This window comes from Vreelandella subterranea (assembly GCF_900111305.1).
Classification (GTDB): Bacteria; Pseudomonadota; Gammaproteobacteria; order Pseudomonadales; family Halomonadaceae; genus Vreelandella; species Vreelandella subterranea.
This window is the reverse complement of sequence record NZ_FOGS01000002.1, coordinates 347,815-361,837: the sequence shown is the minus strand read 5'-3', so window position 1 is coordinate 361,837 and position 14,023 is coordinate 347,815. Positions and strand designations below refer to the sequence as shown.

Annotated in this window: 12 protein-coding genes and 1 pseudogene; 6 read left to right on the top strand and 7 right to left on the bottom strand. The window is 53.9% G+C overall.

Going from position 1 to position 14,023, the window contains the following annotated elements; genetic code table 11:
- Positions 1 to 7 precede the first annotated feature (7 nt).
- The gene (locus tag BMX75_RS04525) at positions 8 to 466 is read right to left on the bottom strand and encodes a MerR family transcriptional regulator (protein ID WP_092825635.1); all 459 of its coding nucleotides are present in this window, start codon (positions 464 to 466) and stop codon (positions 8 to 10) included.
- 86 nt (positions 467 to 552) lie between these two features.
- Here BMX75_RS04525 and BMX75_RS04520 point away from each other — a divergent pair, with 86 nt between their 5' ends.
- The 6 genes and pseudogenes from BMX75_RS04520 to BMX75_RS04495 all read left to right on the top strand — a co-directional run bounded on the left by BMX75_RS04520 (position 553) and on the right by BMX75_RS04495 (position 7,804).
- Positions 553 to 2,739 (top strand): heavy metal translocating P-type ATPase, encoded by a 2,187-nt coding sequence (locus BMX75_RS04520; RefSeq protein WP_092825633.1) that lies wholly within the window; start codon positions 553 to 555, stop codon positions 2,737 to 2,739.
- Positions 2,736 to 3,239: a signal peptidase II gene (gene lspA / locus BMX75_RS04515; protein ID WP_085920375.1), complete on the top strand. Its 504-nt coding sequence runs from the start codon at positions 2,736 to 2,738 to the stop codon at positions 3,237 to 3,239. Before BMX75_RS04520 ends, lspA begins: the two co-directional genes overlap by 4 nt.
- Positions 3,240 to 3,243: 4 nt before the next feature.
- Positions 3,244 to 4,776, top strand: a complete 1,533-nt coding sequence (gene lnt, locus BMX75_RS04510; RefSeq protein WP_085920376.1) for an apolipoprotein N-acyltransferase — start codon at positions 3,244 to 3,246, stop codon at positions 4,774 to 4,776.
- A 53-nt stretch (positions 4,777 to 4,829) separates the two neighbouring features.
- Positions 4,830 to 5,873 carry a L,D-transpeptidase family protein gene (locus BMX75_RS04505; protein ID WP_085920377.1) on the top strand — a complete coding sequence of 348 codons (1,044 nt, stop codon included), beginning with the start codon at positions 4,830 to 4,832 and terminating at the stop codon, positions 5,871 to 5,873.
- A 406-nt stretch (positions 5,874 to 6,279) separates the two neighbouring features.
- Positions 6,280 to 7,255 (top strand): annotated as a pseudogene (locus BMX75_RS18380) (IS30 family transposase).
- A 114-nt stretch (positions 7,256 to 7,369) separates the two neighbouring features.
- On the top strand, positions 7,370 to 7,804 hold the full coding sequence (locus BMX75_RS04495) for a hypothetical protein (RefSeq protein ID WP_245748343.1): 435 nt from the start codon (positions 7,370 to 7,372) through the stop codon (positions 7,802 to 7,804).
- Between the two features lie 67 nt (positions 7,805 to 7,871).
- Here BMX75_RS04495 and BMX75_RS04490 read toward each other — a convergent pair whose 3' ends face one another.
- The 6 genes from BMX75_RS04490 to BMX75_RS04470 form a co-directional block, all read right to left on the bottom strand.
- On the bottom strand, positions 7,872 to 8,330 hold the full coding sequence (locus BMX75_RS04490) for an ATPase (RefSeq protein WP_085920383.1): 459 nt from the start codon (positions 8,328 to 8,330) through the stop codon (positions 7,872 to 7,874).
- A 25-nt stretch (positions 8,331 to 8,355) separates the two neighbouring features.
- On the bottom strand, positions 8,356 to 9,693 hold the full coding sequence (locus tag BMX75_RS04485; RefSeq protein WP_085920384.1) for an APC family permease: 1,338 nt from the start codon (positions 9,691 to 9,693) through the stop codon (positions 8,356 to 8,358).
- Between the two features lie 164 nt (positions 9,694 to 9,857).
- Positions 9,858 to 10,616, bottom strand: a complete 759-nt coding sequence (locus tag BMX75_RS04480) for a glutaredoxin family protein (RefSeq protein WP_085920385.1) — start codon at positions 10,614 to 10,616, stop codon at positions 9,858 to 9,860.
- Between the two features lie 195 nt (positions 10,617 to 10,811).
- Complete coding sequence (locus BMX75_RS17935) at positions 10,812 to 11,228, bottom strand: hypothetical protein (protein ID WP_085920386.1); 417 nt, start codon at positions 11,226 to 11,228, stop codon at positions 10,812 to 10,814.
- Between the two features lie 133 nt (positions 11,229 to 11,361).
- Positions 11,362 to 12,132: a copper resistance protein B gene (locus BMX75_RS04475; protein ID WP_085920387.1), complete on the bottom strand. Its 771-nt coding sequence runs from the start codon at positions 12,130 to 12,132 to the stop codon at positions 11,362 to 11,364.
- 9 nt (positions 12,133 to 12,141) lie between these two features.
- Positions 12,142 to 13,974: a copper resistance system multicopper oxidase gene (locus BMX75_RS04470; protein WP_085920388.1), complete on the bottom strand. Its 1,833-nt coding sequence runs from the start codon at positions 13,972 to 13,974 to the stop codon at positions 12,142 to 12,144.
- Positions 13,975 to 14,023 lie beyond the last annotated feature (49 nt).

The window sequence follows — 14,023 nt, the reverse complement described above, 5'->3', positions numbered from 1 at the left end:
GTTGATTCTAACCCAAGTCGTGAGCCCCTCCATGCGAGTTTTCAGTGACACAGAGCTGATGATCACTGATGACCTCAATAATTCGGCAGCTTTCCACTTTGCCACCGGCACACTGCGTGACCATCCGTTGAAGCTCCTCACGCAGTGCGGACAGACGTCGAAGGCGGGACTCCACTTTCTTTAGGTGATGCGTGGCGATGGCATCGACTTCTTGGCAAGACATATCAGGTTGATCTGACATGGCCAAAAGCTCTCGCACTGACTCCACCGAAAAGCCAAAGTCTCGGGCATGGCGAATGAAGGTCAAACGCCGTACTGCGTCTTCTCCATAGCGGCGTTGCCCCCCGCCGGTTCGTGTCGCATCGCGCAGCAGCCCAATACGCTCGTAATAACGAACCGTTTCAGGTTTGCAATCGGCTCGTCGTGCTAACTCACCAATGCTGATACTTTGCCCCATCATTGACATGGTAAAACTCCTTATGCAGGGCTTGAAGCTGTAGTTGCTACAAGGTTTACACTTCAAAACCATAGCCCATTGGGAGGAGAGGCACCATGAAAACATCAACGCCGACAACAGCGCCTACCACCTTGACGCTGCGTGTTGAAGGCATGGACTGCGGCGGTTGTGAGCGCAAGGTTGTGTCGGCGCTAGAGCGGCTGGAAGGCATTGAGGAAGTCACGGCAAGCTCGGTCACGGGATCGGTGAAGATTCACCACCACGATCACGGGGCCCCCTCGCGAAAAACCATTGATGGCATCCTGAACGAACTAGGCTATCAAGTGGCTTCCCATGATGGCCAAACACGCGCATCTGGTGCTTCACCCTCTTGGTGGCAAACCGCTAAAGGGCGCTTGGTCATTATCACAGGCAATCTGCTGATAGTGGCCTTCGCGCTTCGTTTGGCATGGCCTGCGCTGGGTAATATGCCTTTCATTTTGGCCACGCTGGTCGGCTTAATGCCCATTGCGCAGAGTGCCTGGGGCGCTCTCAAGATGCGCAATCCCTTTACCATCGAGATGCTGATGTGCATCGCTGCGCTTGGCGCATTGGCCATCGATGCTGCCGCTGAAGCTGCGATGGTCGTGTTCTTGTTCGCCGTAGGTGAGCTACTCGAAGGGGTAGCTGCTTCACGGGCGCGCCGCAGTATCTCAGCCTTGGCAAATTTAACACCCTCAACGGCGAGGCTGATGGACAATGGCCATCTGCGTGACGTCTCGGCGGAGTCACTTAAACCCGGTCAGCGTGTGCTGGTGCGGCCCGGTGATCGCGTTCCTTGCGATGGACGCATCCTGGTGGGCACGTCCGACCTTGACGAGTCGCCGGTAAACGGCGAGTCCATCCCCCGTTCGCGAGCGCCTGGTGATGACATTTTTGCTGGCACAGTGAATCTTGATGCCGCCCTGGAAGTGGAGGTAACACGAGGCGCTGATGACAATACGATCGCACGCGTTATTCGCCTAGTTGAAGAAGCACAGGCCGCCAAGGCACCGATAGCACGCTTCATTGATCGTTTTGCGTATTACTATATGCCCGCCGTCGTCTTACTCGCCCTCCTGATGGCGATAGTGCCACCGCTGGTATCGACCATGGCATGGTCGGAGTCGATTTACCGTGCGTTAGCATTGCTGTTAATCGCATGCCCCTGCGCGTTGGTCATTTCTACCCCAGCCGCCATCGCCGCAGGTCTCTCGGCGGGCGCTCGGCGCGGCCTACTGATCAAAGGGGGAGCCGTTCTTGAACAGTTAGGTAAGCTTCGTTTGGTGGCATTAGACAAGACGGGCACCCTGACTGCGGGTACCCCAAGAGTCACGGATGTGGAATCTTGGATCACCGAGGGAAACGATGACGATGTATTACGGCTTGCCGCCGCGATAGAGCGAGATTCCAGTCACCCTATCGCCACGGCTATCGTTGAGCATGCCCGACAGTCGGGCCTAAACCTCCCCACCGCCACCGGCAGCCGCGCTCTGGCGGGGCGCGGTATCTCAGGCCAGGTGGAGGGTCGCGAGCTGAGCTTAATAACGCCTCGTCACCTTCACGAGCAGGTCATCCTTGATGAAAGTCTCAGTGCTCGGATTGTCGCGTTAGAAGAAGCCGGCAAGAGCCTCGCTCTCCTCGTCGAAGGCGAGCGTTTGTTGGGCTTGATCGCTGTTCGCGATGAGCCACGCGAAGATGCCCTTGAAGGCCTAGCGGCGCTATCGCGTTTAGGCGTACAGGCGGTCATGCTCAGCGGTGATAATGCCCGCACCGTCGCTGCCACTGGGGGTCGCTTAGGCATTGAAGCGTACGGCGAACTGATGCCTGAAGACAAGGCAGCCTATGTTCGAGACTGGCAAGCGGCAGGCCGTGGCCCCATCGGTAAAGTAGGTGATGGCATCAACGATGCACCGGCGCTCGCGGCAGCCGATGTCGGTATCGCCATGGGGGGCGGCACGGATGTGGCGTTGGAAACCGCCGATGCAGCCTTGCTCAAGAACCGCGTTACCGGCATCGCTGAGCTGATAGACCTCTCTCGTGCCACGCTGCGCAATGTGAAAACCAACGTTGTTCTCGCCCTTGGCTTAAAAGCCATTTTCCTAGTCACGACGGCTCTGGGTATTACCGGTATGTGGATTGCGGTGATGGCCGATACCGGTGCTACCGTTCTGGTGACGTTGAACGCCATGCGACTGCTGGGTTACCGCTTTTCGCCCAATACCGCGTTGACAGGCCTGTCTCAAGGAAAAACAACGTCATGAGAACAGCGCCAAACGATAGTCCTTCACGTCGTTGGCCATGGTTCACACTCGCTTGCGTGATGGCTCTAGCCGATCAACTTGTCAAAGAAATCGTGCATGCCCAGATGTCGTTTGGCCAAGTCATCCCGCTAACGCCGTTTTTTAACTGGGTATACACCGGTAATACAGGAGCCGCTTTTAGCTTTCTCGCGGAGGCAGGTGGTTGGCAGCGCTACCTCTTTCTTGGTTTAGCGTTGGTGGTCATCGTCGTATTGCTCGTGCAGCTATGCAAACCCCTGCCGCGCTTGGAGGCCTGTGCGTACAGTTTGATTCTTGGCGGCGCACTCGGTAATACCGTTGATCGCTTAGCGCGTGGGTACGTCGTCGACTATCTGGACGTTTACTGGGGCGAATGGCATTGGCCCGCCTTTAACATGGCCGATATCGCGTTATTGATAGGTGTAATGATATACGCAGTGGCGTTATGGCGTGAGCGTCCTGCTTTTAAGCGCACTGAGTAACGATATGGATTCGCTCGATCAAGAAAAAAAATATACGCTTTTTGCTGGGCGACTTTCACCAATAGTCGATTGCGTTGTAGCGCTCGCCGCTGGGGTATTGACCACCTTGAGTGCCGCCCCCTTTTCCCTATGGTGGCTTGGCCCAGTGGCCGTGGCACTGGTCTATTGGAAGATACAGTCGCTAACGCCCGCCATGGCCACCCTGCGTGGGTGGTGCTATGGGGTAGGCCTGTTCGGTTCTGGCACATCGTGGGTCTTCGTTGCTATTCACGATTTCGGTGGCACCGGGGCCTTGGTGGCGATGCTCCTCACCACTCTTTTTGTCAGCGCTCTGGCGCTCTTCTTTGCAATCCCCTTTGGGCTCTATCGACGCATCGCGGGGCCACGGTTAGCCTTTCTTAGCTTTGCCGGTATGTGGGTGATGAGCGAATGGCTACGCACCTGGTTGTTCACCGGCTTCCCCTGGTTATTGTTAGGCACCTCTCAGATAGATTCTCCATTAGCCCCATGGGCGCCCGTTGGTGGTGTGTACTTGCTGTCACTCATTACCGCGCTGACAGGCACGTTAGGGGTAGAGGTACTGCGTCGCCGCTGGGTTTTTCTCGTCCCAATGGCTGGCCTGTGGATCGTTCCATTCCTATTGCCCGCCCAATGGACAACCCCGGCTGGCAAGCCCATCCAGGTGGCATTGCTGCAAGGGAATCTTGATCAGCGCATTAAGTGGACTGCACAAGGGCAGCGCGAGGCGATCAGTATCTACACGGCGATGACACGGGAGCAAGCAAAGGATATCGATCTCATCGTTTGGCCCGAGGCAGCCCTTCCCATGCTTGAGCAGGAAGCACAGCGAATACTTGAGCAAGTAGCGTCAGACCTGGGGCCTGACACCGCCTTGTTAACTGGCATTTTGCAACGCGATGGTGAAGGGCGCTCTTATAACAGCGTCATAGGGCTAAATGATGTGCAAGGCGAATACCAGAAAGCGCACTTAGTACCCTTTGGCGAGTATTTGCCATTCCAAAGCCTCCTCGCTGACACCCTTGCTTTTTTCGACTTGCCAGCACCCCGCCTGACCCCTGGGTCAGACGTACAGGCTCCGTTACACGTGGCTGGAACTACCATTGGCACTGCCATCTGTTACGAGATCATTTTTGCCGACCATGTCGCCCAACAGGCGCGTAATGCCGAGCTGCTATTAACGGTTTCCAACGATACGTGGTTTGGGCGCTCCATTGGCCCACACCAACATCTTCAAATGGCGCGTCTACGTGCCCTTGAAAATGGTCGTCACCTACTTCGAGCTACCAGTAATGGCGTGACGGCCATCATCGATTCACAAGGTCACGTCACAGCCCGTGCCCCACAGTTTGAACAGGCCAGTTTAACTGGCGAGGTGACCCCGATGCAGGGCCTAACTCCTTTCGCACGCACCGGTAGCGGGCCCGCTTGGATACTCGCTGCCTTGCTGACGCTGCTCGGATTACCACTTAACTTATCTCGATCAAAAAACGACGCATTAGATGAAAAAGGAACCTAGCGATGCTCTCGGTAAATAACGCAGCAATACTTAAGAGACTCCTCCGATCGCCAATGCAGATGGGCTTCATCATGAGTGTGATGGTTTCATCTTTGGCATGGCTCCCTGTCGCCATCGCGGCACAACCCGCCACTACCCAGGAGACGGAATGGCCCAATGGGCACTACCCGCTACCTGAGGAAGGCAATATTATCGGCGAGGCTGACACCTTCGTCGTGAAGGATTACGACGATACCTTGATAGATATTGCCAGGCGTCACAACCTTGGCTATTTGGAGATGACCCGGGCAAATCCAGAGGTCAGCATCTGGGTACCAGGGGTGGGCACGGAAGTAACTATTCCAGGACGTTTCATTCTGCCGAATGTCGAGCGTACTGGGATCGTCATCAATATCGCCGAGCTGCGGCTTTACTACTACCCAGATGTCAAAAACGGTGAGACACCGCGCGTTGAGACCTATCCTATTGGCATTGGTCGCGAAGGCTTTGATACTCCTCTCGGTGTGACCGAGACCACAATGAATATTAAAAATCCTGCCTGGTACCCGCCTGAGTCGGTAAAACGCGAAGCGGAAGCACGCGGCGAAACCGCGCCAAGCGTTGTGCCGCCCGGCCCCGATAATCCGTTAGGAGACCATGCCATCATCCTAGGCTTCGATGGCTATTTGATTCATGGTACCAATCAGCCAGACGGGATTGGCATGCGCGCAAGCCGAGGCTGTATTCGCATGTTACCCAAAGACATCGAATCTATATTTGACCGCATTCCTCCCGGCACCCAAGTCAACATCATCAATCAGCCTATTAAAATCGGTTGGGAAGACGGACAGACGCTGATTCAAGCATTTCCGCCGCTTGGAGAAGAAGAGCACAGCATGGCCGCACTGTCAGACACCATGACACGTCTCAACCAATACAATGTCGATAATATAACCATCGATTATGAGCAGCTCAGCACCGTACTGGCATCGTCCAGCGGGCTTATAACACCTCTCAATCCGAAGCAAGAGCAGGAACCACAAAGTAGCGGCATAGAAGAGGGGAGTATCGAAGACATTTATAAAGAGTTGGTTTTGCCCTTATCTCAGCGGTCGTGACATTCACACAAGAGGCCCATTGAGCGCTGATATGTAGGTTGAGAAAAGCAGTCCCCTGTCAATGAGATGGGGAGACTCATTTCAACTTGTGCTTTTCATAAGGTGCACTTTTTAGATTAGGCGTTCCGTCTCACTCAGCTATGATGCCGTCCTTCTAAACCTTAAATTGACACGATGATTGGGCATGTCTCATCCAAAAATCAGCTGGTCACTATCCAGGGAGGCCCATACGTTCAAGCGCCCTAACCCTAATAAGGAAAACCTCCCTTGCGAAGCTTCTTTGATGAAAGCCTTCAGCCTGGATTCATAGAATAACTGCACCACTTTGGACCACGAGGTAGAGGCGGGAGGGTCAGCGCCGGTACCCTTCTCGGCTCACCGACCAAAGTGAAGCAGAGCATGGGATATAACCCAGACCCAACGATACCAAATATATGCCCGTCATGACCTGGGCATGAGCCGACGTCAGATCGCCAGAGAGCTTGGTATCCACAACAGTACGATCAGCCGTGAACTGCGCCGCAACGCTACCACCAGCGGCTACGATCCAGAGCAGGCGAGTCCGCAGTGATCATCGGCGACGCACTGCCTGGAAGTGGACGAAGCGCTTACCCAGCATGATCGCCGCCGTCGCCGACCGGCTGCGGGAGGAATGGAGCCCGGAGCAGATCAGCGGTTTCATGGTGCCCTTGTATGGCGTAGGCGTCAGTCACCAGTGGATCTACGCCTTGATCTGGGATGATAAGGCTCGTGGTGGCGATCTCTGGCAGCATCTCCGCCAGCCCAAGCGACGCAGCAAGCACCGTGCCCAGGCAAAGAGCGCAGGGCTCGGCAAGATTCCCAACCGTATGGGTATCGAGCATCGTCCCGCTGAGGTCGATGACAGGCGCTTTATTGGGCACTGGGAGGGGGACACCGTGGTCCAGGGGCACAAACAATCTGGCCTGGTGACGCTGGTCGATCGACGTAGCGGCTATCTGCTGGCAGCACGATTGCCCAAGCTCTCAGCGGAGCTGACGCAAAAAGCCATGATCCGGCTGCTTAAGCCTCGCCGGGGTGCTGTCCAGCACCATCACCATGGACAACGGCTCGGAGTTCGCTGATCACGATACCGTAGCCCAGGCGGTAACGGCAGCGATTTACTTCTGCGCCCCCCACTGTTCCGGTCAGCGTGGGACCAATGAAAACACCAATGGCCTGATACGGCAGTACTTCCCCAAGGGAACGGACTTTCAACAGGTCACCGATGTCGAGTTACGCAGGGTGGTCAAGAACCTGAATGATCGCCCCCGAAAACGACTAGGATATCGGACACCGGCACAGGTGTTCCTGGGGAGTACTCAGGAGCCTTGGATACCGCAGGTGCTGCTCTTATTGCTTGAATTCAGGACCAAGCCAACGCCAACTCGGCACAAGGCCTCGAGCAAACCAACCAGCCCGCTGAAATACGCATTGTCGAAGAGGTAAATGAAAGCCCTGAACCGGCTGAGGAACAGGTGGCATCGGCACCTTCCGCTGATGAGACGTCGCACGAGGCTCAGCTCGAAGCGAGTGATGATGTGGCCAATGTCACATCTGATACGACACTCACCGAAGGCGAGATATCGTCTGAGGCAGCGTGGCGTGAAGAAGTAAGCTTCTCGCTTGCTCCCGGAGAGGGCACCGAGTACAAGTTGACGATGGATGAAGGCTCTATTGCGACCTTTGCTTGGTCATCTGAAGGCGGGCCAGTCAATTTTGACACCCACGGTGATGGCGGTGGTAATTCCATCAGCTACGAAAAAGGACGTGGCGTTCCTGAGGATGAGGGGGAATTGGAAGCTGCCTTTACGGGGAACCATGGCTGGTTCTTCCGTAACCGAAATGAACAGGAGGTAACCGTTAAGCTGCGTATTAAAGGTGATTACGGCGAGCTTAAACGTATGATGTAAGCCGTTAATAACTAATGCCCCACTGTGCAGCTAGGCAGTGGGGCATTTTTTTAGATGTACTATTCTATTAGATATCGTGCATTCTTTCAGTTTGCCGAGATAGACGCATAGCCTCGTGCTCCTCTAAATCGAGAAGTGTTTCCAGCAGTTCCTTGGCTTCTCGGATTTCGGCTCTGCCGATCAGGCTGCGATATAAACTGATGGCTTGATCATGGAAATCCAGTACTTCTTTGCAGATAGCATCAGCTCCTAGCGTGGAATAGGGCGCATCGCAGGTTCGGTGGCTGCGAATAGGCTGATGAGAGAGGTAATCGTAGACATAAGTATGAAGCACGTTAACGCTTGCGGTCCCTTCAAAGCTAGCAATTACACGCTGCATCTCTGCCTCATGAAGAGACAGATAGTTAAGCAGCATTTGCGCGCGTTCTTCCTCGTGCTGATTCGCGCAGTGAGCCAAACACTCGGCAAGATGGGCATGTAATTGTCGTGTCCAATCGATTAGATCGCCAAACGTTTTAATCTCCATTCATTTGCTCCTTGTGCCGCTGTGATTAATGAGAGTGCGTGTGGTGGCTGTCGGTTGAGCTGTTGCTGTTAGCAAGAAATAGCCACTCGCCGATTAGCAGCGCGGCCATCACTGTAACGGCAACGATAAGTACCAGTGGGTCGGCAATAGCTTTTACCCAAACAAAACCACCCAGTACAAGGACATCTAACAGGATGGCAATGGTCGGAATAATCGCGTTAGCGCCCACGCTTTTCCTGAGATGGCGCAAAACTCCCCAATGGATGGCGATATCCATGATCAGGTAAAAAATAATGCCGAGCGCCGCGATTCGGCTAAGGTCAAAGAAGGCGGTCAGCACCAAGCCGAGCACGATCGTGTAGACCAACGTATGTTTTTGCAGGCTACCGGGCATGTGGAAATGGCGATGCGGTACCAGTTTCATTTCTGTAAGCATGGCGAGCATGCGAGAAACGGCAAAGACGCTGGCAATAATCCCGCCCGCAGTGGCCAGCATGGCGAGGATGACGGTAAAGCCAACCGCGGCTTCACCCAGCGCGGGGCGGGCGGCAGCCGCCAGGGAGTAATCTTGAGTTTCGATAATCTCGGATAGCGATAGGTTACTGGCAACGGCAAAGCCTACAAGCGCATATATCACCACGCACAGCGCGATTGAGATCATGATGGCCTTGCCCAGGTTGCGCTTTGGATTTTTCAGCTCCGAACCGCTATTGGTAATGGTCGTGAAACCTTTGAAAGCCAAAATACCCAATGCCGTCGCGCCCAAGAAACCTGAGAGAGTGGGGGGGGGCGCATCCCCACCAGTCCCCATGTCGATAGAATCGGCAATAAAAACACCGACAACACCAAACACGATGATGCCACCAATTTTTATGAAACCCAGCACTGAGGCGACTGTCTCGATCAACTTATTGGCAGATAAATTGATCAAAAAAGCCGCTAGCAACAAGCCCACACCAAGCAGTGGAACAAACAGAGTGCGATCGCCTAGCTCAAATAGCTCCAGAGTGTAAGAACCGAACGTTCTCGCTAAAAAGCTCTGCGCAATGACCATGGAAAAATACATCAATAGCGCATGGAAAGCGGTAGGGAGCGTTGACCCATACGCTTTTTGCAGATACATGCCAATCCCCCCGGCGGATGGGTAGGTATTGGACATTTTGACATAAGAGTAAGCGCTACAAGAAACAATCATCGCGGCGGCTAAAAAAGCTAGGGGAAATAGAGGGCCGGTCATTTCTGCCATCTGTCCAGTTAAGGCAAAAATACCCGCCCCGATCATGACCCCCGTGCCTAGCGCTACGGCACCGATGAGAGAGAGGCTCCCTTCTTCGTACTTTGGCTTTCTATCCTGGTCAGCCATACAAACACTCCTAGGAATGAAGCCCAAAGCGTTCAGGTTTTTCGCCTCAGGCAAGCGTCGGATAAGTGCTAAACAAGTCTGGTTGAATTAGCTGAACACAACCTGAATATATGCCAGTTAATTATCTGACCCAGAGCATGCTTTGGCGTAAGAAAGTGGCGGGCTTAACCTACCAGCATACGTAATGGCATCCACAGTCCCATGGCGATCATTACCAGATTCTCGGTTAACGATACAAAGCCCAGCGGCACATTGCTGTTACCGCCGACGCAAGCACACTTAAGCTCACGCTTGTCGATATAGACGGCTTTAAAGACGGAGATTGCCCCCACCGTGCCAACAAATAGCGCCAGTGGCGCTGCCAGCCACACCAATGTTCCGGCCAGCATTAAAATGCCTGCAACTGTCTCGGCATAGGGGTAAAGATAGCTATAGGGGACATAGCGCTGGGCCAATAGGTCGTAATTCAAAAACATACTACTGAAACTTTCGACATCCTGTAGCTTCTGCAGGCCGAGCAGCACCATCGCCGTGGCCACGGCATACTCCGGCATGCGCGCAGTAAACAGCGTGCCCTGAGTAGCCCAGCTAATCGCCAAGCCAATCAGCAGCGCAGTAGCAAAAATAGCAATTACTGGCCTATAAGTGGTTTTTTTTGCATTAGGAACGCTCATTCCCAGATGTTTGCGTAGCTCTTCGTACCCACCTATGCGTTGATCACCGATATACACTTGGGGCGTCGTATCGACGTTTTCCTGTTCTTTGAAAGCATCGATTTCATCACGAGACGTTAAGGTATGGTCGTCAACCTTAAAGCCCTTGCGCTTGAGAAGATCAACTGTCTTCAAACCGAACGGGCACATATGCTCGGCGGTTTTCATCCGGTAAACCCGTGCTGAGGCAGTGGGTGTTGATATTGGCATTGATTTTCCTTCGCTAAGAACATGGTATTTAAAAAAATCATAGAACCTTTGTGCAGCACTCAGGCAAGTATAGCTACTCCTTTATTTTGATAATTCTAGCTATGGTTAAAATTTTTTTTTCAGCGAGAGAAATATATGTTAAATAAAAAGGGCCATCATAAAGAATGGCCCATATCTTAAGTTAGTGACTATATATTAATAGTCAACATGTAATTCATAGCGATTATTGTCACTTTCTTTAGTGCCTCCTAGTGCATTGCCTGTCACTTCAAGTTGATAATTGCCTGGCTGCAGTTGGCGGACCAATTCAAAGTGACCACGTGGGCTGGATGCTTCTGCTACCTGCTGTCCTGCTGCATTATAAAGCACAGCAGAGATACGGTTGCCAGCGCTGGTTGCGCCTGGGAAGTGCTCGCTTGCTACCTTCAGCGTAGTCGCTTCTTGAATGTTAATACTGAAACTTTTTGATTGGCCTTGGGCAAGTAATTGTGTAGAAGAGACGCCTCTTTCAAGTAGAGGTAGATCCTGGTTGTTTGTCCCATAGTTAGCCAATGCAGGTGTTGAAAGGATGCTGGCTACAAGCGACCCAAAGATAATTGATTTAACTTTCATGGTGGTTACTCCTCTGGTTGATGACATGGTTATATTAGATGGCTTTTTTGAAATGAAGCTGAATTTAAAAATAAAAAATAAAAAAAACGCCACCACTGGGTGACGTTAAAAAAATATCTATGTTCAGAGTTCGCTAAAACATCAGTTTAACACCGGCAACCACCCCAGTATCTTCCGTATTGTCGCCACTGGCCCGTGAAAGGTCGGCTGTATCGCCATACTCTTTCTCCCAATAAGCACCAATGTAGGGGGCGAAACGACGAGTCACTTCATAGCCTAGTCGCAGGCCAGCGCGCACCGAGTTAAGCCCTTCACCCACGCCAAATTCTTCAACTTCGCTGGCGGCTACGGCAATTTCGGTGCGCGGCTGTAGGTAGAGTCGCTGTGTTAGGCGCAGATCGTATTCGCCTTCAAAACTGGCGGCGACATCACCATCTTCACTCACTTGCATGGCAACATCGGTTTCGATGCCATAAGGTATCACTCCCTGTAGGCCCAACACCCCATAAGTACGTTCGGCGTGATCATCGGAGAAGACACCGCCTTGGTAACCAATCCCCCCCTGTAACTCCCAAAAATCAGCCACTAAGCGACTATAGAGGAGTTCTAGGGACTCAAACTCAGCATCTTCGCCGTCACCCTGAACGTTTTCGCCTTCCGATTTAAGGTAAACGCGGTTAATGTCACCGCCGTACCAGCCTTGAAAGTCCCATACCACGGCGTCTTGACCTTTGTCGGGAACGGTGTATTCAAGCCGGTCAAACAGTGCCATGCCCATATTATGTTCCTTAGTGGGCGCGGGCCAACTGTCTGGTGCCGCATAGCCGTCTTCGGCTTGGGAGCCCGTTGCGACGGTCATGCCAAGGGCGGCACTGGCGAGGGTTACGTAGCGCTTAATTTTCATACTGTCTCCTTAAGAAACCTGAACAACGCGGAACATGCCAGCATCCATGTGGTAGAGGAGGTGGCAGTGGAACGCCCAACTGCCCTCGGCGTCCGCAGTGATCAGCGCAGACACGCGCTCGCCGGGCTTCACATTTAGGGTGTGTTTGCGCGGTATCAATTCACCCTGGCCGTTTTCCAGCTCCATCCACATGCCGTGGAGGTGGATAGGATGTTCCATCATGGTGTCGTTGATCAGGATCAGGCGCAGGCGTTCGTCTTTTTCGAAGTGAATAGGGCCGGAAACCTCGCTGAACTTCTGGCCGTCGAACGACCACATGTAGCGCTCCATGTTGCCGGTAAGGTGCAATTCAAGCTCACGGCCGGGTTCGCGACGGTCGGGCCAGGGAGTGAAAGATTTCAGATCGCGATAAACCAGCACACGGCGCTCGTTGGGATCAATACCAATACCTGCCTGGCCGTAGCGGGAGCCTGGCTGTACTTCACCAGCCGCCAGCATGCCGTTTTCGCGTGTTTTGCGCTGCTCGCTGGCCATACCTCCCATGCCCGAATGGTCCATGCCTTCCATGCTGGAATGATCCATCCCACCCATGTTTGACATGCTCGAGTGATCCATTTCCTCCATATTAGCGTTATCCATCCCCTGCATATTCGACATGCCGGAATGATCCATGCCGCCCATCCCCCCCATGCCGTGAGCGCCCATGGCTTCCATGCCGCGGTCGGCAATCTGACGGCGCTTGGGGATCTCCGCCTGCATGCCTTCGCGCGGCGCCAGCGTGGCGCGGGCGTAGCCGCTGCGGTCCATCGACTCAGCGAAGATGGTGTAGGCCTGATCATCTTCGGGTGCGACCACCACATCGTAGGTTTCGGCAACGCCGATGCGGAACTCATCGACGGGAACGGGCTGCACCGGCTGGCCGTCGGCGGCCACCACGGTCATCTTGAGGCCAGGGATGCGCACATCGAAGTAGGACATTGCCGAGCCGTTAATCACCCGCAAGCGCACACGCTCGCCTGGCTTGAACAGCGCGTTCCAGTTTTCCTCGGGAGAATGGCCGTTGAGCAGGTAGGTGTAGGTGCTGCCGGTTACGTCGGCGATATCCCGCGAGCTCATGCGCATCTTGGCCCACATGCTGCGCATTTCGGCCGTTTGGGCGAAGCCGTTTTGGCGTATGTCGGCGAAGAAGTCGGCAATCGTGCGTTCCTGAAAGTTGTAATAACCTTCCATGGTTTTGAGATTGCGAAACACCGACATGGGCTCTTCAAAGGTCCAGTCGGTCAGCAACAGCACGTGCTCGCGGTCGTAGCGAAAGGGTTCACGCTCGGCGGCGTCGATAATTAACGGCCCGGCATGACCAAGCTGTTCCTGCAGGCCGGAATGGCTGTGGTACCAATAAGTGCCGTTCTGACGGACAGGAAAACGATAAGTAAAGGTTTGGCCTGGCTCAATACCGGCAAAACTGACGCCCGGTACACCGTCCATGCCCGGCGGTAGAATCAAGCCATGCCAGTGGATTGAGGTGGGTTCGTCGAGCAGGTTGGTGACACGTAATACAGCGTCCTGACCTTCCTTAAGGCGTATCAGCGGGCCGGGACTGGTACCGTTGAGGCTAATCGGGCGAGCCTCTTTTCCATTAATCGGGATGGATTCGCGTCGGATAGCCAGCGACACATTAGGCCCCTCTTCCACGCCCTTTGAATAGACATTTGTGCGTCCCCAAGGGTTAGCCCAGGCGGGGCTTAAGCCCATCGCTGCGGCGGAACCCAATCCAAGTGCCGCGCTACCTTTCAACACCTGGCGGCGTGAAAGTGGGTGGGTGATGATGTCCGAACGCGTCATGTAAAACTCCCATCGCTGATGAATGACATCATCTTGGGGGAGAAAGCTG